This window comes from Streptomyces sp. DH10, assembly GCF_029813805.1.
GTDB lineage: Bacteria > Actinomycetota > Actinomycetes > Streptomycetales > Streptomycetaceae > Streptomyces > Streptomyces coeruleofuscus.
In genome coordinates this window covers 59,629-83,335 of the sequence record NZ_JARVKU010000022.1, presented here as the reverse complement: position 1 = coordinate 83,335, position 23,707 = coordinate 59,629, and the positions used below count along the sequence as shown (strand labels likewise).

The 23,707-nt window shown below is 70.4% G+C and carries 23 protein-coding genes and 1 pseudogene; 11 read left to right on the top strand and 13 right to left on the bottom strand.

The genetic code is table 11. The features are described 5' to 3' along the window. Positions 1-10: 10 nt before the first annotated feature. Positions 11-241 (top strand): hypothetical protein, encoded by a 231-nt coding sequence (locus QC385_RS34555; protein ID WP_279545306.1) that lies wholly within the window; start codon positions 11-13, stop codon positions 239-241. On the opposite strand, the gene QC385_RS34550 is transcribed toward QC385_RS34555, so the two are convergent. After that, positions 238-972 (bottom strand): VOC family protein, encoded by a 735-nt coding sequence (locus tag QC385_RS34550; protein WP_279545305.1) that lies wholly within the window; start codon positions 970-972, stop codon positions 238-240. The genes QC385_RS34555 and QC385_RS34550 overlap by 4 nt on opposite strands. Before the next feature lie 105 nt (positions 973-1,077). On the opposite strand from QC385_RS34550, the gene QC385_RS34545 reads away from it, so the two are divergent. Together QC385_RS34545 and QC385_RS34540 are read left to right on the top strand one after the other, a co-directional pair. Next, positions 1,078-2,232 (top strand): inorganic phosphate transporter, encoded by a 1,155-nt coding sequence (locus QC385_RS34545; RefSeq protein ID WP_279545304.1) that lies wholly within the window; start codon positions 1,078-1,080, stop codon positions 2,230-2,232. A gap of 16 nt (positions 2,233-2,248) precedes the next feature. Next, on the top strand, positions 2,249-2,482 hold the full coding sequence (locus QC385_RS34540; RefSeq protein WP_279545303.1) for a hypothetical protein: 234 nt from the start codon (positions 2,249-2,251) through the stop codon (positions 2,480-2,482). 70 nt (positions 2,483-2,552) lie between these two features. Here QC385_RS34540 and sodN read toward each other — a convergent pair whose 3' ends face one another. Then, complete coding sequence (gene sodN / locus QC385_RS34535; protein ID WP_086846677.1) at positions 2,553-2,948, bottom strand: superoxide dismutase, Ni; 396 nt, start codon at positions 2,946-2,948, stop codon at positions 2,553-2,555. Between sodN and sodX the strand changes: the two are divergent. After that, positions 2,947-3,345 (top strand): annotated as a pseudogene (gene sodX / locus QC385_RS34530) (nickel-type superoxide dismutase maturation protease); the annotation flags it as partial. The gene sodN and the pseudogene sodX overlap by 2 nt on opposite strands. A gap of 65 nt (positions 3,346-3,410) precedes the next feature. Here sodX and QC385_RS34525 read toward each other — a convergent pair. Beyond that, positions 3,411-4,070, bottom strand: coding sequence for a CGNR zinc finger domain-containing protein (locus tag QC385_RS34525; protein ID WP_279545302.1), 660 nt, complete (start codon positions 4,068-4,070; stop codon positions 3,411-3,413). Positions 4,071-4,159: 89 nt separating this feature from the next. Here QC385_RS34525 and QC385_RS34520 point away from each other — a divergent pair, with 89 nt between their 5' ends. Next, on the top strand, positions 4,160-4,930 hold the full coding sequence (locus QC385_RS34520) for a class I SAM-dependent methyltransferase (RefSeq protein ID WP_279545300.1): 771 nt from the start codon (positions 4,160-4,162) through the stop codon (positions 4,928-4,930). A gap of 55 nt (positions 4,931-4,985) precedes the next feature. Here QC385_RS34520 and QC385_RS34515 read toward each other — a convergent pair whose 3' ends face one another. The 3 genes from QC385_RS34515 to QC385_RS34505 are packed head-to-tail and all read right to left on the bottom strand — an operon-like array spanning position 4,986 to position 7,674. Continuing rightward, positions 4,986-5,747 (bottom strand): amino acid ABC transporter ATP-binding protein, encoded by a 762-nt coding sequence (locus tag QC385_RS34515; RefSeq protein ID WP_279545299.1) that lies wholly within the window; start codon positions 5,745-5,747, stop codon positions 4,986-4,988. After that, positions 5,744-6,685, bottom strand: coding sequence for an amino acid ABC transporter permease (locus tag QC385_RS34510; protein WP_279545298.1), 942 nt, complete (start codon positions 6,683-6,685; stop codon positions 5,744-5,746). The genes QC385_RS34515 and QC385_RS34510 overlap by 4 nt, the downstream gene beginning before the upstream one ends. 32 nt (positions 6,686-6,717) lie before the next feature. Then, entirely contained in the window at positions 6,718-7,674 is a 957-nt protein-coding gene (locus QC385_RS34505; protein ID WP_279545297.1) for an ABC transporter substrate-binding protein, read from the bottom strand. A 622-nt stretch (positions 7,675-8,296) separates the two neighbouring features. On the opposite strand from QC385_RS34505, the gene QC385_RS34500 reads away from it, so the two are divergent. The 4 genes from QC385_RS34500 (at position 8,297) to QC385_RS34485 (ending at position 11,943) form a co-directional block, all read left to right on the top strand. Next, positions 8,297-9,529 (top strand): NAD(P)-dependent malic enzyme, encoded by a 1,233-nt coding sequence (locus tag QC385_RS34500; protein WP_279545296.1) that lies wholly within the window; start codon positions 8,297-8,299, stop codon positions 9,527-9,529. A gap of 570 nt (positions 9,530-10,099) precedes the next feature. Next, positions 10,100-11,065, top strand: a complete 966-nt coding sequence (locus tag QC385_RS34495; RefSeq protein ID WP_279545295.1) for a zinc-binding dehydrogenase — start codon at positions 10,100-10,102, stop codon at positions 11,063-11,065. Positions 11,066-11,164: 99 nt separating this feature from the next. Then, positions 11,165-11,374 (top strand): HTH domain-containing protein, encoded by a 210-nt coding sequence (locus tag QC385_RS34490; RefSeq protein ID WP_003992902.1) that lies wholly within the window; start codon positions 11,165-11,167, stop codon positions 11,372-11,374. Then, positions 11,374-11,943 carry a Clp protease N-terminal domain-containing protein gene (locus QC385_RS34485; protein ID WP_279545294.1) on the top strand — a complete coding sequence of 190 codons (570 nt, stop codon included), beginning with the start codon at positions 11,374-11,376 and terminating at the stop codon, positions 11,941-11,943. Before QC385_RS34490 ends, QC385_RS34485 begins: the two co-directional genes overlap by 1 nt. 17 nt (positions 11,944-11,960) lie before the next feature. On the opposite strand, the gene QC385_RS34480 is transcribed toward QC385_RS34485, so the two are convergent. Together QC385_RS34480 and QC385_RS34475 are read right to left on the bottom strand one after the other, a co-directional pair. Beyond that, the gene (locus QC385_RS34480) at positions 11,961-13,028 is read right to left on the bottom strand and encodes a PadR family transcriptional regulator (RefSeq protein ID WP_279545293.1); all 1,068 of its coding nucleotides are present in this window, start codon (positions 13,026-13,028) and stop codon (positions 11,961-11,963) included. A gap of 1 nt (position 13,029) precedes the next feature. Next, positions 13,030-14,001: a DUF4097 family beta strand repeat-containing protein gene (locus tag QC385_RS34475; RefSeq protein WP_279545292.1), complete on the bottom strand. Its 972-nt coding sequence runs from the start codon at positions 13,999-14,001 to the stop codon at positions 13,030-13,032. 144 nt (positions 14,002-14,145) lie between these two features. Between QC385_RS34475 and QC385_RS34470 the strand changes: the two genes are divergently transcribed. Next, positions 14,146-14,982, top strand: a complete 837-nt coding sequence (locus QC385_RS34470; RefSeq protein WP_279545291.1) for a hypothetical protein — start codon at positions 14,146-14,148, stop codon at positions 14,980-14,982. Between the two features lie 715 nt (positions 14,983-15,697). Here the strand turns inward: QC385_RS34470 and QC385_RS34465 are convergent. The 5 genes from QC385_RS34465 to QC385_RS34445 form a co-directional block, all read right to left on the bottom strand. Continuing rightward, positions 15,698-15,877: a DUF6104 family protein gene (locus QC385_RS34465; RefSeq protein ID WP_086841052.1), complete on the bottom strand. Its 180-nt coding sequence runs from the start codon at positions 15,875-15,877 to the stop codon at positions 15,698-15,700. A gap of 86 nt (positions 15,878-15,963) precedes the next feature. Continuing rightward, positions 15,964-19,770, bottom strand: a complete 3,807-nt coding sequence (locus QC385_RS34460; RefSeq protein WP_279545290.1) for a multifunctional oxoglutarate decarboxylase/oxoglutarate dehydrogenase thiamine pyrophosphate-binding subunit/dihydrolipoyllysine-residue succinyltransferase subunit — start codon at positions 19,768-19,770, stop codon at positions 15,964-15,966. Positions 19,771-20,051: 281 nt separating this feature from the next. Further along, positions 20,052-21,164 carry a HAMP domain-containing sensor histidine kinase gene (locus tag QC385_RS34455; RefSeq protein ID WP_279545289.1) on the bottom strand — a complete coding sequence of 371 codons (1,113 nt, stop codon included), beginning with the start codon at positions 21,162-21,164 and terminating at the stop codon, positions 20,052-20,054. Then, on the bottom strand, positions 21,161-21,901 hold the full coding sequence (locus QC385_RS34450) for a response regulator transcription factor (RefSeq protein ID WP_010040369.1): 741 nt from the start codon (positions 21,899-21,901) through the stop codon (positions 21,161-21,163). Before QC385_RS34450 ends, QC385_RS34455 begins: the two co-directional genes overlap by 4 nt. A 124-nt stretch (positions 21,902-22,025) precedes the next feature. Continuing rightward, complete coding sequence (locus QC385_RS34445) at positions 22,026-22,703, bottom strand: spermidine synthase (protein WP_279545288.1); 678 nt, start codon at positions 22,701-22,703, stop codon at positions 22,026-22,028. A gap of 171 nt (positions 22,704-22,874) precedes the next feature. On the opposite strand from QC385_RS34445, the gene QC385_RS34440 reads away from it, so the two are divergent. Further along, complete coding sequence (locus QC385_RS34440; RefSeq protein WP_279545287.1) at positions 22,875-23,696, top strand: rhomboid-like protein; 822 nt, start codon at positions 22,875-22,877, stop codon at positions 23,694-23,696. The last annotated feature ends 11 nt before the right edge of the window (positions 23,697-23,707 follow it).

Sequence of the window (23,707 nt, the reverse complement as noted above, 5' to 3'; positions counted from 1 at the left end):
CGTGTGAGGCATGGACATGGCGGGGGAGCGGCGGCGCCGGGTGTGGCGCCGCGTGATGATCGTGTGGGCACTGGTCGTGGTCGTCGCGGGCGGGCTGACGCTGTGGATGCAGGACTCGACTCGGCCTCGGGGGCCGTACGTCTGGCAGAACACGAACCCCGACGAGACACCGGACCTGCCGCCCTGCCCGACGCCCGAGCACGGCGGGGCCGTCCTGTGTGCGTACGCCGAATCGGACTAGACGCGCAGCCCGCCCGTCTCCGGATCACGGGTCGTCAGGCAGTACGTGCCGCCCGCCGGGTCGCGCATCACCGTCCAGCCCGAGAAGCCGGCCACGAACACGGCCCCGCGCTCCTCGTGCCACGCCCGGGTCGCCTCGACGTCCGCGCAGGCGAGGTCGGGGTGGGCGGAGGCCGGGCGTTCCTCTTCGAGGCGTTGCAGGAGCAGACGCACCGGCAGACCGGGCGGCGGCTCGACCACGTGGAACTCCGGGAGTGCACCGGGACGTGACGTCCAGTCGGCCAGCAGCCCGCTCCAGAAGGCGACTTCGGCGTCGTAGGCGGACGGCGGCACGTCCACGCACACCTGGTCGAGACGGCTGCCCCCCACCACCCCCGGCCGCGACGATTGCCCGCGCCAAGGGTCCGCGCAGAACAACTGCCCACCGGGCGACCGCAGCACGACGAGCGATCCGAGGTCGGCCACCACGCTCGCGCCGAGCCGCGTCGCCGAGTCGGCGAACTCCCTTACGTCGTCCACACAGAAGTCGAGATGTGCACCGCCGTCCCCCGAGCGCACCGCCTGTGCTTTCAGGCAGGCGTCGGCGTCGTGCGGGACCAGCGTGACGAACTCGTCCTGCTCTCCGCGCAGTTCGGAAAGCCGGGTGTCCGTGACCTCCGTCCAGAACGCGCAGGCGGCGTCGAACCCCTCGCGCGGGCGGTCGATGAAGGCGTACGTCCAGCCGATCCTCATGGGCGCGATCGTACAAGGGCGGCGTCACCGCCACCCGCGTGAACCTTGACCAGCCTTTGCCTCGCCGTTCCCCGCCTATTGGCCTGCACTTGTTTGCATTCAGGAATGGACCACATCACGTTCCTAGTGGCGGTCGTCATCGTGACGGCGCTCGCCTTCGACTTCACCAACGGATTCCACGACACGGCGAACGCGATGGCCACGTCCATCGCCACCGGCGCACTCGCTCCCCGTACGGCGGTCCTGATCAGCGGTGTCCTCAATGTGGTCGGTGCCTTTCTGTCCACCGAGGTCGCCAAGACCATCTCGGGCGGCATCGTGGACGACACCCTCGTCACCCCGGGAATGATCTTCGCGGGCCTGGTCGGGGCGATCCTGTGGAACCTGCTGACCTGGCTGGTCGGCCTGCCGTCGAGTTCCTCGCACGCCCTGTTCGGCGGGCTGATCGGGGCCGTGTGGGTCGGAGCGGGCAGCCACGGCGTCAACTTCGACAAGGTCGTCGAGAAGGTGCTGGTGCCGGCGGTGGCCTCGCCGGTCGTGGCGGGCGTCGCCGCGCTGCTGGCCACCTACCTCGCCTACCGGCTCACCGACCGCGCCCGCAAGGACTCCGTGACCAAGGGCTTCCGGATCGGCCAGATCGCCTCGGCCTCGCTGGTCTCCCTCGCCCACGGCACGAACGACGCGCAGAAGACCATGGGCGTCATCACCCTCACCCTGATCTCGGCCGGCGCGCTCGGCCACGACGCCGGACCGCCCCTGTGGGTGATCGCGTCCGCGGGCATCGCCATCGGCCTCGGCACGTATCTCGGCGGCTGGCGCATCATCCGCACCATGGGCAAGGGCCTCACCGAGATCCAGTCGCCGCAGGGCTTCGCCGCCGAGACCGCCTCCACCACCGTCATCCTGACCTCCGCGCACCTGGGCTTCGCCCTGTCCACCACCCAGGTCGCCTCGGGCAGCATCCTCGGCGCGGGGCTCGGCCGCAGGCTCGCGGAGGTCCGCTGGGGCGTCGCGGGCCGCATGGCGGTCGCGTGGCTGGTCACTCTGCCCGCCGCCGCGCTGGTCGGCGGCCTGGCCGCGAGTGTGGTCAGCAGCGGCGGCGACCTCGGTACGGCGGTCGTCGCCCTGGTCGGCGCGGCCCTCGCCGCGGGCATCGTGGTCGTCTCCCGCCGCAACCCGGTCCACGCGCACAACGTCAACGACGCACACGACGTCACCATCCGCACCGAGCCGCCCGCCAAGCTCGGCACGGCCGCCTGAACGACGGGGAGTCGACATGCATCTGGACTGGACCGCACTCGGCCAGGTCGCCGCGGTGAGCACAGGCGTCACCGTCGCCGTGGTCGTCGTCTTCGCCCTCGGCGTCCTCGGCCTCGCCCAACTGGAGGGCGCCCGCGACCAGCCGGGCCCCACCTCCGCCCTCGGCTTCACCCAGGCGGCGCTGTGCTTCCTGGCCTGCGCGGCCGTGGTGGCGTACGGGATCTTCCTGATCGTCCCGCGGTTCCACTGACGGCGACGACCGCGCCCATGACGAAGGGGCCCGGCCGGTGCTCCCGGCCGGGCCCCTTCTGCCCTTGACTTCAGGCCTTCTTGGTCTCCCAGAAGATCTTGTCGATCTGGGCGATGTAGTCCAGCGCCTTCTGGCCGGTCGCCGGGTCGGTCGAACCCTTGGCGGCCGAAAGGGCCTTGAGGGTGTCGTTGACCAGCTGGTGCAGCTCGGGGTACTTCTCGAAGTGCGGCGGCTTGAAGTAGTCGCTCCACAGCACGGACACGTGGTGCTTCGCGAGCTCCGCGCGCTGCTCCTTGATGGTGGTGGCACGCGCCTGGAAGTGCGGGTCGTCGTTGGCGGCCATCTTCTCCTGGATGGCCTTCACCGACTCCGCCTCGATGCGGGCCTGAGCAGGGTCGTACACACCGCAGGGAAGGTCACAGTGTGCGCTGACCTTGACCTTGGGGGCAAACAGGCGGGAAAGCATGGAGCATTCCTTCCTCGTGATCGTCTTCTCACAGGGGACATTACTCCGTGAGGGACGGCTTTTCGCGGGTGCCCCCTTGGGCTTAGGACAAAAGTCCGGGGTGAGACTGAGACTGGTGGACGAAGAACCGGGGAGGTGCCGGGTGATGCCGGAGCTGTCGCAGGAGTCCGAGCGGGGGAGGTCGGCCGCGCCCTTCGGGGTGGCCGAGGTGACCGGTCCGTCCATGGTGCCCACGCTGTACCACGGGGACCGGCTCCTGGTGCACTACGGGGCCCGGACCAAGCCCGGTGACGTCGTCGTGCTGCGGCACCCCTTCCAGCAGGACCTGCTGGTCGTCAAGCGGGTCGCCGAGCGGCGCGAGAACGGCTGGTGGGTGCTCGGGGACAACACGTACGCAGGCGGCGACAGCACCGACTACGGCGTCGTACCGGACGAGCTGGTGCTGGGCCGGGTCCGGTTCCGCTACCGGCCGCTCAAGCCCGGCCGGCGTTCGCCCTGGGCGCTGCTCGGCTGGGCGCTGTCGGCCGCCAGGCCGGTCCTCTCGGGCAGGCCGGGCCGGGCGGCTTCGAGGCGTTTGCGGGCGCGGTAGGCCGCCACGTTGGCGCGGGTCGCGCAGCGGTCGGAGCAGTAGCGCCGGGAGCGGTTGGTGGAGGTGTCCAGGTAGACGTTGCGGCAGGGCGCGGCCTCGCACAGGCCGAGCCGGTCCACGCCGTACTCGGTCAGGTGGAACGCCAGCCCCATCGCCGCGATCGCCGCGTAGCCCGCGGTCGCGTTGGACGGGTGGTCCGCCAGGTGCATGTGCCACAGGGGACGGCCGTCGTCGTCGCGGAAGTCGTGCCCGGAGATCTGCGGGCTCACCGGGAACTCCAGCAGCAGTGAGTTCAGCAGGTCCACGGCGAGCGTCTCGTCGTCCTTGTCGGCCGCCTCGAAGACCGCGCGCAGCCGGGCCCGGACCGAGCGGAAGCGGGTGACGTCCGCGTCGGTGGCGCGGCGGGCCGCCGACTGGTTGACGCCGAACAGCTCGCGGACCGCCTCGACCGACGTCAGGGAGTCCTTGCCCCGGGCCGGCTCCTCGGTGTTGACGAGGCGCACCGCATAGTCCGAGTAATAGGCCAGTTCCACTTGTAGTCCTTACGGAGGGGCTTTATGGTCATGAGCGCGCACTCGTAACAGCTGATGGTGCTTCCAGGGTATTACGAGGGAGGGGCTCGATGACGGACGCGGACACCACCACGACCACCGCCGACTGGCAGGCCTGGCAGAAGAGCTGGGACCGGCAGCAGGAGTGGTACCTGCCCGACCGCGAGGAACGGTTCCGGATCATGCTCGACATGGTGGAGGCCCTCGTGGGCACCGCCCCGCGCGTGCTCGACCTCGCCTGCGGCACCGGGAGCATCACCGCCCGGCTGCTCGCCCGGTTCCCGGAGGCCACCAGCACCGGCGTCGACCTCGACCCGGCGCTCCTCACCATCGCCGAGGGCACCTTCGCGGGCGACGAACGGGTCGGCCTCGTCACCGCCGACCTCAAGGACCCCGACTGGCCGGCGAAGTTGCCGTACGACTCGTACGACGCCGTCCTGACCGCGACGGCCCTGCACTGGCTGCACCGGGAACCCCTCGCGGACCTCTACGGCCAGGTCGCGGGAGTGGTCCGCGACGGCGGTGTCTTCATGAACGCGGACCACATGATCGACGAGACGACGCCCCGGATCAACGCCGCCGAGCGGGCGCAGCGGCACGCCCGCATGGAACAGGCCGAGCGGGACGGCGTCCTCGACTGGTCGCAGTGGTGGCAGCTCGCCGCCAAGGACCCGGTCCTCGCCGAGCCCACGGCCCGGCGCTACGAGATCTACGGCGAGCACGCGGACGGCGACATGCCGTCGGCGGCGTGGCACGCGCGCGTGCTGCGCGAAAAGGGCTTCGCGGAGGCCAGGCCGGTGTGGTGCTCGCCCTCGGACACCCTGCTGCTCGCCCTGAAGTAGCACGCGGAAGGGGGCGGTACGGAGTTCCCGTACCGCCCCCTCGCCGTGTGTGCGGTCAGAGCACCTTGGACAGGAACGACTTCGTCCGCTCGTGCTGGGGGTTCGTCAGCACCTCACGCGGGTGACCGGATTCGACCACCACACCGCCGTCCATGAAGACCAGGCTGTCGCCCACCTCGCGGGCGAAGCCCATCTCGTGGGTGACGACGATCATCGTCATACCGGACTCGGCGAGGTCGCGCATGACGTCCAGGACGTCACCGACCAGCTCCGGGTCGAGCGCCGACGTCGGCTCGTCGAAGAGCATCAGCTTCGGGTCCATGGCGAGGGCCCGGGCGATGGCGACGCGCTGCTGCTGGCCGCCGGAGAGCTGCGAGGGGTAGCTGCCCGCCTTGTCGGCCAGGCCCACCCGGTCCAGGAGCTCCAGGGCACGCTGCCGGGCCTGGCCCCTGCCCACGCCCCTGACCTGGACCGGTGCCTCCATGACGTTCTCGACGGCCGTCATGTGCGGGAACAGGTTGAAGCGCTGGAAGACCATGCCGATGTCCCGGCGCTTGACGGCGACCTCGCTGTCCTTCAGCTCGTAGAGCTTGTCGCCCTTCTGGCGGTAACCGACCAACTCCCCGTCCACGTACAGACGGCCGGCGTTGATCTTCTCCAGGTGGTTGATGCAGCGCAGGAAGGTCGACTTGCCGGAGCCGGAGGGGCCGATGAGGCAGAACACCTCGCCGGACTTCACCTCCAGGTCGATGCCCTTGAGGACCTCTACGGGGCCGAAGGACTTGTGGACGCCCTCGGCCTTGACCATGGCGGTCATGCGGTGCCTCCCGTCGGCTTGGAGCGGCTGGACAGGGACAGCACGTTCGCCTTGATCTTCTGGAGCGGCGTGGCCGGGAGCGAATGGCTCGAACCACGCGCGTAGTACCGCTCCAGGTAGTACTGGCCGATGCTGAAGATGGACGTCATCAGCAGGTACCAGGCCGCTGCCAGGAACAGCATCTCGGCGGGGGCGCCGGAGGTCTGGCCGATGTCCTGGGCGGCACGGAGCAGCTCGGGATACTGGACGACCGAGACCAGCGAGGTCGTCTTCAGCATGTTGATGACCTCGTTGCCCGTCGGCGGCACGATCACGCGCATCGCCTGCGGGATGACGATCCGGCGCAGCGTCTTGGCGTGGCTCATGCCGAGCGCGTGCGACGCCTCGGTCTGGCCCTCGTCGACGGAGAGCAGACCGGCCCGGCAGATCTCCGCCATGTAGGCGGCCTCGTTGAGGCCGAGGCCCAGCAGCGCCGTCAGGAACGGGGTCATGAAGTCCGACCACTCGTCCTTGTAGAACGGCCCGAGGTTGATGTACTCGAAGACCAGGCCCAGGTTGAACCAGACGATCAGCTGCACCAGGACCGGGGTGCCGCGGAAGAACCAGATGTAGAACCACGCGATCGACGAGGTCACCGGGTTCTTCGACAGGCGCATCACGGCGAGCATGACGCCGCCGACGATGCCGATCACCATGGACAGCACGGTCAGCAGGAGCGTTTTGCCCACGCCGTCCAGGATGCGGTCGTCGAAGAAGTAGTCGGGGATCGCGTCCCAGTTGATCTTGCCCTGGGAGAACGCGTAGACGACCCCGACCAGCAGGGCGATGGCGACGACGGCGGAGATGTACCGCCCGTAGTGCCGGACCGGGATGGCCTTGATGGCCTCCGGCCCGGCCGGGGGCGTGTCGCCCGTCGTCTTGTCGATGTCAACAGTCACGGGTGTTGCCTTTCAGTGCCGCTGCGTCGCGGTCACTTGCCGCCGTTGATGGTGGCTTCCTTGATGGCGCCGTCCGTGACGCCCCACTTCTTCATGATCTTCTCGTACTCGCCGTTCGCGATGACGGCGTCCAGCGCGGCCTTGAGGGCGTCCCGCAGCTGCGTCTGGTTCTTGGCGACCGCGATGCCGTACGGAGCGGCCTCGACCTGCTCGCCGACCAGCTGGAAGTCCTTGCCGCCACCGGAGGTCTTCACGGCGTACGCGGCGACCGGGAAGTCGGACGAGCCGGCGTCGGCACCGCCCGCGCGCAGGCGGGTCTGGGCCTGCTGGTCGTTGTCGAAGGGCTCGATGGCGATCTTCTTGCCGGTCGGGCACTTCTTCGACTCGGCCTTGGCGAGGTCCTCGGAGACCGTGCCGCGCTGCAGCACGATCTTCTTGCCGCACAGGTCGGACCAGGTCTTGATGCCCTGGTCGTCGCCCTTCTTGGTGTAGATCGAGACACCGGCGGTGAAGTAGTCGACGAAGTCGACGCCCTCACCGACCTTCTTGCCGGTGTCGGAGTCGATGCCCTCCTGGCGGTCCTTGGTGTCGGTCATCGCGGACATGGCGATGTCGTACCGCTTGGAGCGCAGACCGGTGATCAGCGTGTCGAAGGTGCCGTTCTCGAACTGGAAGTCGACCCCGAGCTGCTTGCCCATGGCGGCGGCGAGATCCGGGTCGATGCCGACGACCTTGCCGGAGCTGTCCTTGAACTCGACCGGGGCGTAGGCGATGTCGGAACCGACCTTGATGATGCCCTTGTCCCGGATCGCCTGCGGCAGCTTGTCGGCGAGCGGGGCCGACGCCGTCGCGGTCTGGTTGTCCGAGCCGTTGTCCTTGGTCTGGTCACCGCATCCGGTGAGCATCAGCGCGCCTGCGACCGCGATCGCACCGACCGCTGCTAGCCGGGACTGCGCGGCGGTCGTACGACGGGTGGAGCTTGCGGTCATGGTGGGTTCCTCCGGCGGATGGGTGGAGTTGCCGATGGGGCGGGCGCTGCCGATGGGTTCGGCAGTGCCGTGGACTGCCGACGGTGCCGGCAGTCCCGTGGGTCGACGAGAACACACGTCTTCGAGTGTCGCGACCTCGTGTGATTACGGCATCTTGCCATTCGGACGGCGCCATTCTGGGGGCCAGCCATGTCAAAATCGGATAACGGGCGACCCCCGAACCGCACCACTCCGGTACATCACGACCGGACCTTCTGCGGGAATCACTCCTTCCAGCCGGAAGATCTTCGGTATGTCCCGAGAATCCGATACGGGCCCCGAAGGATTCGCCGATAGTTGACCGGTTGCCGGGGGATTGTCCAGGCCTTGTCCCGATATTGGACGAAGAGTCGGGCGTCCGTGTGTGACCTTCGCGTTATGGACTCGTCGTCGGCGCCGTCCGTCCGGTATGAAGGGTCTTTACACCCCTCATCCGGGGCTCAGGGCGCGTGTGCGGCGCGCCCGTCGCGTATGCGCCCGTACGTATCACGTACACAGCACGACCACGGCCGTACGCGGTCCCGCCCACGCCTCACCAGGAGTGGCCACCCTCAGACAATGAAGATTTAAGGGGTAAAACGAAGTGGCAGCGGAGATCGTCAATCCTCGCAGCGAGAGCACGACGGACCATACGGGTCAAGAGGGCGGTGCGGAGCCCCTCGACTCCTTCGATCCGGCGTTCGCGCTCCACCGCGGCGGCAAGATGGCCGTGCAGGCCACGGTGCCGGTCCGTGACAAGGACGACCTGTCCCTGGCGTACACGCCCGGGGTCGCGAAGGTGTGCAGCGCGATCGCGGAGCAGCCGGAACTCGTCCACGACTACACGTGGAAGTCGTCGGTCGTGGCCGTCGTGACGGACGGTACGGCCGTGCTGGGGCTCGGTGACATCGGGCCCGAGGCCTCCCTCCCGGTGATGGAGGGCAAGGCGATCCTGTTCAAGCAGTTCGGTGGCGTGGACGCGGTTCCGATCGCGCTGAACTGCACGGACGTCGACGAGATCGTCGAGACGGTGGTGCGGCTCGCGCCGTCGTTCGGCGGCGTCAACCTGGAGGACATCTCGGCGCCGCGGTGCTTCGAGATCGAGCGGAAGCTCCAGGAGCGGCTCGACATTCCCGTCTTCCACGACGACCAGCACGGTACGGCGGTGGTGACGCTGGCGGCCCTGCGGAACGCCGCGCGGCTGAGCAAGCGGGCGCTGGGGGAGCTGCGGGCCGTCATCTCCGGCGCCGGCGCGGCGGGTGTCGCCATCGCGAAGATGCTGGTCGAGGCCGGGATCGGAGATGTCGCGGTGGCCGACCGCAAGGGTGTCGTGTCGGCGGACCGGGACGATCTGACGCCGGTGAAGCGGGAGCTGGCCGGGTTCACGAACAAGGCGGGCATCAGCGGATCGCTGGAAGCGGCGCTGGCCGGGGCCGATGTGTTCATCGGGGTGTCCGGTGGGACGGTGCCGGAGGACGCGGTCGCGTCGATGGCCGAGGGTGCGTTCGTTTTCGCCATGGCGAACCCGAATCCCGAGGTGCATCCCGAGGTCGCGCACAAGTACGCGGCCGTGGTGGCTACCGGGCGGTCGGACTTCCCGAACCAGATCAACAACGTGCTGGCCTTCCCGGGGATCTTCGCGGGTGCGCTGCAGGTGCGGGCGTCGCGGATCACGGAGGGGATGAAGCTGGCTGCCGCGGAGGCGCTGGCGGGCGTGGTCGGGGACGACCTCGCGGCCGACTACGTCATCCCGTCGCCGTTCGACGAGCGGGTCGCGCCGGCGGTGACGGCCGCGGTGGCGGCGGCCGCGCGGGCTGAGGGTGTGGCTCGGCGCTGACGTTCGCCTGTGTTGTGAGGTGGCCCTGCCCTGGTGGTGGGGTCACTTTTTTGCCTTCGGGTGCGGCTGTTCGGGTGGTGTGCGGGTTGCCTCCGGCGGTTGGGCGGGTGCCTGCGGCGGCCTGTGCGGCTTCGGTGGGGGCTTGTGTCGCGCCTTGGCGGTGGGCGTGGGTCGGGGCCGCGTCCGGGGGTGTCCGTCCTCGGAACGGCGCGATGGGGTCGGACGCCGGCTGACTGTCCGTTGACGCGCCAACCGCTGCGGGCGGACACCCCCCGACACGTCCCCTTCTCTCCGTGGGCGGCGTGCGGGCGCGTGGTGGCTTGACTGCCGCAGGCCGCCGCGCTGCGGGCCGCCGGTCTTGCCCAGCTGCGGGCAGTCGTGCCTCCCCCAGTGCCTTAAGGGCCTGGGAGGTGCCCCCAGGCCGGCACCCGTCCCAAAGAAGCGGCACCCCGTTCCGCCGGGCTGCGGGCGCACCCGGCAGTGGCACCGACGTCGAGCGCGTGGCAAGAGGGTGTGTCTCACACGGGCCCGTGGTTCCCCGGGTCCGTTCGGGAACCTATCGTCAAGGTCATGTTCGCTGTCTACGCCGCCCGAATCGACCGCGACCAGCCACTGGCCGGCCTGGAGTTGGGAGAGCGTCCGGCTCCCGAGACCCGCCCCGGCTGGAGCACCGTCACGGTCAAGGCCGCCTCCCTCAACCATCACGACCTGTGGTCCCTGCGCGGCGTCGGCCTCGCAGAGGACAAGCTGCCGATGATCCTCGGCTGTGACGCCGCCGGCGTCGACGAGGACGGCAACGAGGTCGTCCTGCACTCCGTGATCGGACAGAGCGGGCACGGGGTCGGCCCGAAGGAACCCCGTTCCATCCTCACCGAGCGCTACCAGGGCACCTTCGCCGAGCAGGTCGCCGTGCCGACCTGGAACATCCTGCCCAAGCCCAAGGAGCTCTCCTTCGAGGAGGCCGCCTGTCTGCCCACGGCGTGGCTGACCGCGTACCGGATGCTGTTCACCAACGCGGGGGTCCGGCCCGGCGACTCCGTGCTCGTGCAGGGCGCCGGGGGAGGCGTCGCCACGGCCGCCATCGTGCTGGGGAAGGCCGCCGGGCTCCGGGTCTTCGCCACGAGCCGGGACGAGGCCAAGCGGAAGCGGGCCGTGGAGCTGGGGGCCGTGGAGGCCCTGGAGTCGGGGGCGCGGCTGCCGCAGCGGGTCGACGCCGTGATCGAGACCGTCGGGGCCGCCACCTGGTCGCACTCCGTGAAGTCGCTGAAGCCCGGCGGCACGCTGGTGATTTCCGGTGCCACCAGCGGTGACCGGCCCTCACATGCCGAACTGACGCGGATCTTCTTCCTGGAGCTCAGGGTCGTCGGGTCCACGATGGGCACCAAGGACGAGCTGGAGGACCTGCTCGCGTTCTGTGCCGCCACCGGTGTGCGACCGGTCATCGACGAGGTGCTGCCGATGGACCGCGCGCGGGAGGGCTTCGAACGGCTGGCATCCGGTGAGCAGTTCGGGAAGGTCGTGCTCACCAACCCCTAGTCACCGCTGCGTGTGCTGACGGCCGGTCCGGGTTCGGGCCGGCCGTTTGGTTTGTCAACTGGGGTTGACGGGGGCGGGGTGTCAACGTAGGTTGACATTATGACCGAAGCAACCGATCTGGCCGAGCGTGCGGGCGACCGTGATCCACGGGTCGGCCTGCGGGCCGTCGCCGCCTTGCGCAGGCTGCTGGAGCAACTGGAAGCCGTACAGGTGCGCAACGCGCGCAACCAGGGCTGGTCGTGGCAGGAGATCGCCACCGAACTCGGTGTGAGCAGGCAGGCCGTGCACAAGAAGTACGGGAGGCATTGATGTTCGAGCGGTTCACGAAGGACGCCCGGAGCGTGGTCAAGGGCGCGTTCGAGTATGTGGAGGGCGGTGGTGGCGGGCAGGTCGTGGAGCCGGAGCATCTGCTGCTCGCGCTGCTCGACCGGGAGGGCAGCCGTGGGTCGTTCGCGCTCGCCGCTCTCGGGCTCGCTGAGCGGAGGGATTCCGTGCGGGAGGCGCTGGGCGCGGCGCGGCGGCGAGCCGGGCTGTCGCAGGCCGAGGCCGACGCGCTCGCCGGGCTCGGGATCGATGTGGAGGAGATCGTCGCCCGGGTGGAGGAAGTGCACGGTCCTGGTGCCATGGCCGGTAACCGGAAGGACAAGGGGTGGTGGTCGTCGGGGCGGGCCTCCTTCGGGCGCGGTGCCAAGGACGTTCTGGAGCGCTCCTTGCGGGCCGCCCTCGCCCAGCGGGACCGGCACATCGGTGACGAGCACATCCTGCTGGCCCTGACCATGCGCCCCGGAGTGCCGGCCGAGGTCCTCGCCGACCACGGGGTGACGTACGAATCCCTGGTGCGGGTGCTGTACGGGGGCGGCGAGGCCAAGGCCGGGTGACGGGCGGCCCCGGACGCCTACTCCTTCGGGGTGCGCAGCAGTGCTCCTATGTGGGCCGCCGCCGTCGACAGGTGGCGGCGGGCGTCGCGCAGTTGGTCGGGTGTGACGCCGTGGTCCCGGGCCGCGTCGCGGATGTCGTCCCGGAAGCGGTCGAGCAGGCGGTCCAGGTCGCGGGCGGGGTCGCCGGTGGAGTCCGCGGTGCCCTCATGGGCCCAGGCCGGTTCGTAGGCGGCCGGGAAGTCCTCGGGGGTCTGTGAGGGCGTCGGCTGCGAGGCCGGCTTGCCGGTGCCGGTGCCGGTGCCGGTCCAGTCGAAGCCGAAGTCCTTGCCGTAGTCCTTGCCGAACTCGCCTACCTCCTTGGCCAGTTCGCTCAGGCCCTCGCGCAGTCCCGTGGGCCAGTCGCCGCGGGCGAAGTGGTCCTGGACCTGCTCCTGGACCCGGCGGGCGATGCGCTGCACCTGCTCCTGGGCCTGGGCGCGGGCCTGCTCCTGGGCCTCCTTGGCCTGGCGGCGGGCGCGCTGGGCGTCCTCGCGGGCGCGGCGGCTCTCGTCCTTGGCGCGGCGGGCCTGTTCCTTCCACTCCTGCCTGGCGCGCCGCATCTCCTCCTTGGCGACCCGCCAGGCCTCCTTGTCGCCGTACTGCCCGAAGTCCCCGAAGGGCGCGTCCTCCGCGCCACGGGGCTTTGTGCCGTTCTCCCGGCGGGCCTCGCTCGCGGCGGCGCGCATCTCGCGGCGCAGATCGCCGGCGGCCCCGCGCACGTCGGCGCGGATCTCCGCCGCCAGTTCCGCGACCGACTCCCGGATCTCCAGCTCCAGGTCGGCCAGTTCGCCGCTGCGCTCGGCCAGTTCGGCGCGGCCCGCGTCCGTGATCGAGTACACCTTGCGGCCGCCCTCAGTGGTGTGGGTGACCAGGCCCTCGGCCTCCAGCTTGGCCAGGCGCGGGTAGACCGTGCCCGCCGACGGTGCGTACAGGCCCTGGAAGCGCTCTTCGAGGAGGCGGATCACCTCGTAGCCGTGGCGGGGGGCCTCGGCCAGCAGCTTCAGCAGGTAGAGGCGGAGGCGGCCGTGGGCGAAGACGGGGGGCATGTCAGAGCACCTTCTTGTCGGTCGTGCCGTCGGCCGGGACGCCGGCGTCGGCGGCGCCCCGGTCGGAGACGGAATTGTCTCCCGGCCGGGCCTGCGGGTCGTCCTGTGGGTCGGCCGGCGCGCTGCCGGTGCCCGGCCGGGTGTCCCGCGGTTCGTCGGGCTCGTCCTCCCTGGAGGGGCGGCGCAGCAGGGCGATCGAGCCGGAGACCGTGGCGGCTCGCAGCTTGCCGTTGCCCGCGCCCAGACGGCCCGTGATCTTGTGGGCGCCCCACTGGCCGTGCACCCGCAGGTCGTCGAAGGCGTTGGAGATCGCGCCGCTCGCCGTGTTGGCCTCGACCTCCGCGTCCGCCGGGTCCGGCAGCCGGATCGCGATCTCGCCCGAGACGCTGGTCAGCCGTACGTCCGTCGGGCCGCCCGGGTCGAGGTCGACGATCATGGAGCCGCTGACCGAGTCGGCCCGCACGGAGGAGCCGGAACCCTCGACCACCGTGAGGTCGCCCGAGACGGAGTTGAACCGGAGGTGGCCGGTCACGTCCTGGGCCTCCACGCTCCCGGAGACCGTGTCGGCGCGGACCGGGCCGGAGAGGCCCACGAGGGTCGTGTCGCCCGTGACGCCCTTCACCACCGCCGGTCCCTCGATCCCGGAGATCACGGCCGCCGCGCCGACCACCCCGACCTCCACCCGGGTGGAGGTCGGGACGGCCAGGGAGACCACCGCGCTGCGGCGCCAGCCCTTGCGGTCCAGCCATTTGAGGAAGCCCTTCCAGGGCAGGTCCTCGTAGGCCACCGTGAGGGTCCCGTCCTGCTGGGTCACCATCAGGGGCGGGCCCTCGATCTCGGAGACCTCCAGGCGGGCGGAACCTTCGTCCGTGCCCACCACGTTCACCGTTCCGTTGACGAGACGCACGTGAAGCTCGGTCACGGGCTCGTCGAAGGTGAGTTTCCTCGGCTCCGTGACAGACCACTCGGACATGGGGCAGACCTCCCGACACGACGCGCCATATCGCGTCTTGGGAATCACGATATATCGTGGTCGGGGAAAGTCAAGACACCCGTTCCGGGGCCTTAGGGTGCACAAAAGTACTCAAAGAGGAGTTATTCGCCCTAACGTGTGTCCATGCCGACGGAAGCCGACCGCACCGGTCCAGCCCCTGGGGCGCTGCTGTTGTGCCGGGCGGTGCCCGGGGCCGTCGCCCCGGTCGCCCATCTGCTGCGGGAACGGATGCAGCTCACCCGGGCGGGCGACGAATGGAGCGTTCTCGTCCCCGAGGGCGGGCCCTGGCGGGACGCCGGCGAGCCTGTCGACCGTGTGGTCACCGGCTGGGCCACGGCCCTCGCGGTCGGCGCGCCCTGGCCCGTTCTCGCCCTGTGGTGGGACGCCGACCACGCGGGCTTCACGCTCGCTTCCGGCTTCCGACGCCCGGTCGGCTTCGTCTGGCTCGCGAGCGGTGTCCCGGTGGGGGAGGAGGAGGCGATGCGCGCCTTCGCCGCGCGCGTGGGCCTCGACCCCGTCCTGGACCTCCAGGCCCTCGACCAGCTGACCAAGGCCGACTCCGCGGCCGACGCCCGCACCCGTCTGCGCGGCCTGCTGGCGGTCCTCGCGCGCGTGGGCGTCTCACTGTCCCCGCAACTAACCCCCGGCGAGCCCGCGGACCGCCTCCGGGAAGCCGCCGCACTCCAGCCGGACAGTCTCCCGGTCGAATGGCCGGGCTGGCGCGAGGCGGTCGCGGAACGCGACACCGTCGACCACAGCCGCCTGGGCCCCTGGATGCCCTGGACCGGCGGCCCCAGGGCCCGCGCGCTGGCCTTCGCCCAGGTGGCGGCGGGCGTCCCGCTCATCACCTGGGGGCTACGGCGCCCCAGCGGCGGCTGGGGCTGGGCCACGGCCGGAGCGCTGCTCCTGGCTCATGGCGCACTGGGCCTGGCGTACGCCGTCACCCAACCGCGCGACTGATCACCGGAACGCGCCCGGACCTGGCTCCCAGGCGCCTGATCACCGGACGGCGCGGACTCCGGCTCCCACCCGGGTTCGGCTCCCGCGGGGTGGCTGGGGCATGCGGGGCTGGTTCCTGCGGGGCTGGGGGCGTGCCGGGCCGGTCTCCTGCGGGGCTTGGGCGTGCTGGCCCCGGCTGTTGCGGGGCTCGGACGTCCCGGACCGGCCCTGCCCTCCAGGGCCTGGTTACCGGACGGCGCCGGCCCCGGTCCTCGGGCGACGGCCCAGTTTCTGCGCGACTCCGGCTCCTGCGGTGCCCGGGCACGCCGGCCCCGGCTCCCTCGGGGCTCTGGCGTCCCGGACCTGCTTTTGCGGAGCTTGGGCGCCCGGCCTCGGCTCACGGGCGCCTGATCACCGGACGGCAGCACCGGTCTGGGTTCCTGGGCGCGTCCACACCTCCCCGGGGGGCTCGGGTGTGCCGGACCCGGCTCCCTCGGGGCTCTGGCGTCCAGGGTCGGCTCCCATGCGGTTCCGGCCTCCCGGACCCGGTTCCTGCGGGTCTCCGGCGTCCCGGCGCCGGTTCCCGGGCGCCTGTCACCGGACGGCGCCGGACCCGGTTCCTGAGGGGCGGCTCCGGCGCGCCGGACCCCTTGCCCGGGCGGCTACGGCGCCCCAGACCCCTCCCTCGGGCGGCTACGGCGCGTCGGGGGCGGCTTCTGCCAGGCTCCGCGCGCCCCTACTCCTCGTCCTCGTCGTCCAGCCGTGCCAGCCACGTGGCCAGCCGCTCCACCGGCACCTCGAAGTCGGGGTTGAGATCGACGAACGTCCGCAACTGCTCGGCCAGCCACTCGAAGGAGACCTCCTCCTCGCCGCGCCGCTTCTCCAGTTCCTCGATGCCACGGTCCGTGAAGTACATGCCGTCAAGTTTATGTGCGCGCAAACGGCCGGGCCGCACCCCCGAAGCGGGGATGCGGCCCGGCCGCGTGGAACGCGCGAGGACGCTTACGCGTCGAACACCTCACGCACCAGCTGCTCCTGCTCGGCCTGGTGCCGCTTCGCGGAACCCACCGCCGGGGACGAGCTGTGCGGGCGCGAGATGCGGCGCAGGCGCTCGCCGTGCGGGACGTCCGCGCCGACCGCCAGGTCCAGGTGGTCGATCAGGTTGAGCGCGATGAACGGCCAGGAACCCTGGTTCGCCGGCTCCTCCTGGGCCCACAGGTACTTCTCGGCGTTCGGGTACTTCTTGATCTCCGCCTGGAGCTCGGCACCCGGCAGCGGGTACAGGCGCTCGATGCGGATGATCGCCGTGTCCGTGACGCCGCGCTTCTGACGCTCGGCCTCCAGGTCGTAGTAGACCTTGCCGGCGCAGAAGACGACCTTCTTGACCGCGGCCGCGTCCACCGACGCGTCGCCGATGACCGGCTGGAACTGGCCGGTCGTGAACTCCTCCGCCTTCGAGGCCGCCGCCTTCAGACGCAGCATCGACTTCGGCGTGAAGACCACCAGCGGCTTGTGGTGCGGGTTGTGCACCTGCCACCGCAGGAGGTGGAAGTAGTTCGACGGCGACGTCGGCATGGCGACCGTCATGTTGTTCTGGGCGCACATCTGGAGGAAGCGCTCCGGGCGGGCGGACGAGTGGTCCGGGCCCTGGCCCTCGTAGCCGTGCGGGAGGAGCAGGACCACACCGGAGGTCTGGGCCCACTTCTGCTCGGCCGACGAGATGAACTCGTCCACGACCGTCTGCGCGCCGTTGACGAAGTCGCCGAACTGCGCCTCCCACATCACGAGCGCCTCGGGACGGGCCAGCGAGTAGCCGTACTCGAAGCCCATCGCCGCGTACTCGGAGAGCAGGGAGTTGTAGACGTTCAGACGCGCCTGGTCCTCGGAGAGGTACTGAAGCGGCGTGTACTCGTCGCCCGTGCTGCGGTCGATGATGACCGCGTGGCGCTGGCCGAACGTACCGCGCTGCGAGTCCTGGCCGGCCAGGCGGACCGGGACGCCCTCCAGGAGGAGGGAGCCGACCGCGAGGGTCTCGCCCATGCCCCAGTCGATCGTGCCGTCCTCGACCATCGACGCCCGGCGCTGGAGCTGCGGCAGCAGACGCGGGTGGACGGTGATGTGGTCGGGGATGTTGACCTGGGACTCGGCGATCCGCTTGACGACCTCCGTGGTCACCGCGGTGTTCACGGCGACCGGGAACTCGGCCTGCGGGTCGGTGGGCTCCGCGGCGGCCGGCTGCGAGGTGGCCTCGCGGACCTCCGTGAAGACCTTCTCCAGCTGGCCCTGGTAGTCCTGGAGCGCCTGCTCGGCCTCTTCCAGGGTGATGTCGCCGCGACCGATGAGGGACTCGGTGTAGAGCTTGCGCACCGAGCGCTTCTTGTCGATCAGGTCGTACATCAGCGGCTGGGTGAAGGCCGGGTTGTCCGACTCGTTGTGACCGCGGCGGCGGTAGCAGATGAGGTCGATCACCACGTCCTTGTTGAACGCCTGGCGGAACTCGAAGGCCAGCCGGGCCACGCGGACCACGGCCTCCGGGTCGTCGCCGTTCACGTGGAAGATCGGGGCCTCGATCATGCGGGCCACGTCCGTCGCGTACATGGAGGAACGCGAGGACTCGGGGGCCGCGGTGAAGCCGACCTGGTTGTTGATGACGATGTGGACCGTGCCGCCGGTGCGGTAGCCGCGCAGCTGCGACATGTTCAGGGTCTCGGCCACCACGCCCTGGCCCGCGAAGGCCGCGTCGCCGTGGATCGCCACCGGCAGGACCGTGAAGTCCGTGCCGCCCTTGCCGATGATGTCCTGCTTGGCGCGGGAGACGCCCTCCAGGACCGGGTCGACGGCTTCGAGGTGCGACGGGTTCGCGACCAGGGAGACCTTGATCTGCTCGCCGTCGAGGCCCGTGAAGGTGCCCTCGGCGCCCAGGTGGTACTTCACGTCGCCGGAGCCGTGCATCGACTTCGGGTCGAGGTTGCCCTCGAACTCGCGGAAGATCTGGGCGTACGACTTGCCGACGATGTTGGCCAGGACGTTCAGACGGCCGCGGTGGGCCATGCCGACGACGACCTCGTCCAGGCGGGACTCCGCAGCGCTGTCGAGGACCGCGTCCAGCAGCGGGATGACGGACTCGCCGCCCTCCAGGGAGAAGCGCTTCTGGCCGACGTACTTCGTCTGGAGGAACGTCTCGAAGGCCTCGGCGGCGTTCAGGCGGCGCAGGATGCGCAGCTGCTCCTCGCGCTCCGGCTTGGAGTGCGGGCGCTCCACACGGTCCTGGATCCACTTGCGCTGCTTCGGGTCCTGGATGTGCATGAACTCGATGCCGGTGGTGCGGCAGTACGAGTCGCGCAGCACGCCGAGGATGTCGCGCAGCTTCATCATCGACTTGCCGGCGAAGCCGCCGACGGCGAACTCGCGCTCCAGGTCCCACAGGGTGAGCCCGTGCTCGGTGATGTCCAGGTCGGGGTGCTTGCGCTGCTGGTACTCCAGCGGGTCGGTGTCGGCCATGACGTGGCCGCGGACCCGGTAGGAGTGGATCAGCTCGAAGACGCGGGCGGCCTTCGTGACGTCGTCGTCGTGGCTGGCGTCGATGTCCTTGAGCCAGCGGACCGGCTCGTAGGGGATGCGCAGCGCCTCGAAGATCTCGTCGTAGAAGTTGTTCTCGCCGAGCAGGAGGTTCGCGACCTGGCGCAGGAACTCGCCGGAGGCGGCGCCCTGGATCACCCGGTGGTCGTAGGTCGACGTGAGCGTCATGACCTTCGAGATGCCGAGCTTGTTCAGGGTGTCCTGGGAGGTGCCCTGGAACTCCGCCGGGTAGTCCATGGAGCCGACGCCCATGATCACGGACTGGCCGGGCATCAGACGCGGCACCGAGTGGACCGTGCCGAGACCGCCGGGGTTGGTCAGGGAGACCGTGACCCCGGAGAAGTCGTCCATCGTCAGCTTGCCGTCGCGGGCGCGGCGGACGATGTCCTCGTAGGCCTGCCAGAACTCGAAGAAGTTCAGCGTCTCGGCCTTCTTGATCGCCGCGACGACCAGCTGGCGGTCGCCGTTCGGCTTGACCAGGTCGATGGCGAGACCGAGGTTGACGTGCTCCGGCTTGACCAGGGTCGGCTTGCCGTCCACCTTCGCGAACGCGTAGTTCATCGCCGGCATCGCCTTGATGGCCTGGACCATCGCGTAACCGATGAGGTGCGTGAAGGAGATCTTCCCGCCGCGCGCCCGCTTGAGGTGGTTGTTGATGACGATGCGGTTGTCGAACAGCAGCTTCACCGGGACCGCGCGCACGGACGTGGCCGTGGGCAGTTCCAGGGAGGCGTCCATGTTCTTCGCGACCGCGGCGGCGGGGCCGCGCAGCACGACCTGCTCGGGGCCCGAGGGGGCCCCGGCGGCGGGTTCGGCCTTCGGCTTCGCGGCCGCCGGCTTGGCGGCCGGGGCGGCCTTCGCCGGAGCGGCGGCCTGGGCCGGGGCCTGCGCGGCGGGCTTCGCCGGAGCGGGAGCCGGAGCGGCGGCGGGCTGCTGGGCCGCCGGGGCGGCGGCCGCGGCGGGGGCGGCCTGGGCCGCCGGCTGAGCGGTGGTGGTCCCCGCGGCCCCCGCGGCCGCGGTACCCGCCGGAGCCGAGGCGGCGGCCGCCCCCGGCTTGTAGTCGGCGAAGAAGTCCCACCAGGCTCGGTCTACCGAATTCGGGTCCTGGAGGTACTGCTGATAGATCTCGTCGACGAGCCACTCGTTGGCACCGAACGACGCGGCAGGGTTCTTCCCCGCTTGGTCGGTGTCGGTCGAGATGCTCGAGTTACTGGGGGACTGTGGCGACACGGCGGCAACCGCCCTCTTCCGCTTCACAAGATGATGGACAGCGGGAATCAAGGCTACGCCCCCCGCACCGGGTAGGTCAGGTCGGGCCCGTTCAACGTCGCGCAAGTCACATCTCAGAGCGTGTTTCGGGGCTTGAAATGGCGGGAAACAAGCGTGGTTCCGCTTAATGAGGCAAGGGTTGAGCCGGGCCTCATACGCCGACGGCGCGGGCCTGTGCCTGATCACACGTGTCCGTCAGCGCGGACGCCCGTGGATCTTGTGGCTCCGCTTCGAACTTTACGTCAACTTGGCAGAGATGGAAGTCCCGGAAGAGTGACAAGAATCCGGCAACCTCGCTCGGATTCAGCCACTCCGATGCGCCCGCCGTGGAGATCCACCGCCCAGCGGGCGATGGCCAGACCGAGGCCCGTGCCGCCGTCGCTGCCAGGACCCTGCTGCCGCTTGGCGCTGCCGCGGTTGAACCGCTCGAAGACGCGGTGCCACTCGGACTTCGGAATGCCGGGGCCCTCGTCCAGAACCTCCAGCTCCAGCGACTCCGGCAGCGAGCCGCGCCGCGCCTTGACCGTCACGCGGCCGTGCGGCGGACTGTGCTTGACGGCGTTGTCGATGAGGTTGGCCACCACCTGGTGGATGCGCTCCGGGTCCGCGTGCGCGGTCAACTCCGGCGGATGGACGTCGAGGTGCAGATGGACGTCCGTACGGGTGTGACTGCCCGAGCCGGTGGCGATGCCCGCGCGTACGGAGGCGACCATGTTGGCCTCCTTGAGCACGCCGGACAGATACGGCCACACCTCGAACCGCCGCTGTTTCAGCGGTACGACGCCGTTGTCCAGGCGGGACAGGTCCAGCAGCGTCTCCACCAGCCGGCCGAGCCGCTCGGTCTGCTTCAGGGCCGTGCGCATCGTCTCCGGGTCGGCCTGTGTGACGCCGTCGACGATGTTCTCCAGCACCGCGCGCAGTCCCGCGATGGGGGTGCGCAGCTCGTGCGAGACGTTCGCCACCAGCTCCTTGCGCTGGCTGTCCTGGGCCTCCAGCTCGTCGGCCATGGCGTTGATCGTCACGGCCAGATCGCCCAGTTCGTCACGGCGGTTCTCCCGCACCCGGCGGGTGTAGTCGCCCTGCGAGATGGAACGGGCCACGGCCGTCATCTCGTCCAGCGGGGCGGTGAGCGAATGGGCGACGAACTGCGTAATGAGCAGTGTGGCGATCATCGAGAAGACCGTGATGAAGCGCAGCTCCGTCTTCGTGTGCACCGCGATCACCGACAGGCCCGTGGTGATCAGCACCGAGATGACGACCAGCGCGCCCAGCTTGGTCTTGATCGAGAACGGGCTCACCCCGCCCCAGGGTTCCGGATCCCCGGGGCCTCTCCGTGCGGCCGGCCCGCCGCTCATGGCGTCGGGGTCTCCAGGGCGTAACCCACGCCGTGCACCGTACGGATCCGCTCGGCGCCGATCTTCCGGCGCAGTGCCTTGATGTGGCTGTCGACGGTCCGGGTGCCGGAGGCGTCCGCCCAGTCCCAGACCTCGGCGAGCAGTTGCTCGCGCGAGAGCACCGCGCGCGGGGTGTTCGCCAGGCACACGAGGAGATCGAACTCGGTGGGCGTGAGGTGGACATCCTCACTGCGCACCCGGACCCGGCGCTGCGCGTGGTCGATCTCCAGCTCGCCGAGGCGCAGGATGCCGCTGCGCGGCGTCGCGGCGGCCAGCGCGGCCCGCTCCACGCGGCGCAGCAGCACGTGCACGCGGGCCGCCAGCTCCCGCATCGAGAACGGCTTCGTCATGTAGTCGTCGGCACCGACGCCGAGCCCGACCAGCATGTCGGTCTCGTCGTCGCGCGCCGTGAGCATCAGCACCGGTACCGGCCGGGCGGCCTGCACGCGTCGGCAGACCTCCAGACCGTCGAAGCCGGGCAGCATGATGTCGAGGATCAGCAGGTCGGGCTGCCAGGCCTCGGCCGTGTCCACGGCGGCCGGACCGTCACCGGCTGTTTGCACGAGGAATCCCTCGGCTCGCAGGCGGGTCGCGATGGCGTCCACGATCGTCGCGTCGTCCTCGACCACCAGGACCCGGCGCTGTGCGCCCGGAGTAGCCGTCGCCGAACCGTTGTGGGAGGTGTGTGTCTGCTCCATCGCCCGCCCCTGGGGTGTGCTTTCCGGAATCAGTGGGGTGATTCCTCGGTCTGCGCATGGTTGCGATTGACGCTTGAATGATCGGCGTCAGGGGAGCAGCGTACGGGGAGTCAGTACACCTTTGCTATCCAGGGCTGATGCCGAGGTGTACGACGTCCGGAACGCCCCGGGCAACCGGGATCTCTTCGGTACGCACCTGTTGGAATCCGACATTCCGCAGGGTTTCTTCGAATTCCGGAGAGGGCTGGGCGGACCAGACGGCGAGCACCCCGCCGGGCCTCAACACCCTTGCGCAGCTTGCCAGTCCGGCTTCTCCGTAGAGATTTCCGTTGCCCTCCGTGACGGTCCAGTCGGGTCCGTTGTCGATGTCGAGGCACAGGGCGTCGTACGTGTCGGATGTCTCATTGACGTAGGCCACGAGATCGGCTTCGACGATGCGCGTGCGGGGATCGGCGAGGGCCTCGGCGGAGAACGCGGAGAGCGGGCCGCCGAGATGCCACTCGACGATGGCGTGCTCGCGTTCCACGACCGTGATCCCTCCCCAGCGCGGATCCGCCGACGCGTGGGCGAGGGAGAAACCGACGCCGAGTCCGCCGATCAGCACGTCCGGGCGGTCCCGGCCGGCCAGGGCGTCCAGGGCCGCGTCGACCAGCCGCCGCTCCGAGCGGCCGTCGGAGGTGTCCATCAGGAAGCAGCCGTTCGCGATGATCTCCAGCCGGTCGTCGTGCCGTCGCAGCACGACCTCGCCGTGCGGGCCCTCGCGACGGTCCAGCACATGGGGGATGTCGTTCGAGGTGGGCATCCGGGCATCCTGGCAGGTGGGGGTGTCCCGCGCCAAGAAATAAGGAGCGGCCGCCGGGGGACGCGGTGGACTGCTGTCAGGTTGCTGTGAATCGGCTCTCGCGTGGCGCCCGTCACAGACAGGGAGCGAAGGTGCGCGAAGTGTGGGGCGGGACGGAAGGAGCGCCCCGCCGTGGATCGCACCGCGCCGGCCGATGAGACGGCCACGCCGACGCCGACGGGCGCGCCCGTTCCCGATGCGCCGGGGCTGCTGGACGGGGTGCCGCGGCAGCGGGCCGGCGGCCGAGGGCCATGCGGGACCGGGGGCCCGGGCGTAACAGAGCCCACCGCGGTAAAAAGCCCCTGGCTTCGGACCCCGCGACCGTGGCGGCTGCTCCCGACTCCCACGGGTACGCCCTTCACCTTCGGCTACGCGATCGTCCTCTGCCTGACCTCGCTGATCTCCGCCTACGCGGACCCCGCCCTGGTGCACGCCCTGCGGCAAACCTTCAGTACAGATGTGGCGCACCTGGTGCGGACGCCGGAGCTGGTGCTGGTCGGCAGCGCGCTGTGGCTCGCGGGCGGGGTGGCCTCGCCGTTCGCGATCGGGTTCGTGCTCGTGCTGACCGCGCTGGAGCGGCGGATCGGCGGTCTGCGCACGGCCGGTGTCTTCCTGCTCGGGCACGTCCTCGCCACCCTGGCGACGGAGGTCCCGGTCGGGCTCGCGGTGCTGGCCGGGCAGCTCCCCGGGAGTTCGCTGCACCGGCTCGACTACGGCGTCAGCTTCGGCGTCGCCGCCGGCACCGGCGCCCTGGCCGGACTGCTGCCGCCCTGGCTGCGGGTGCCGTTGCTGGCCGGCTTCGGCGGGATGCTGCTCCAGGACCTGCTCGCCTTCACCGACCCGATGACCAACTGGGGGCATGTGATCGCCCTGGCCATCGGTGTCGCTACCTGGCCGGTGGTCCGGCGGTGGCAGGCGAGGGGCCCCGGTTCCCCCGGTCCGGTCCGGAGTTGACGGCCAGGTCG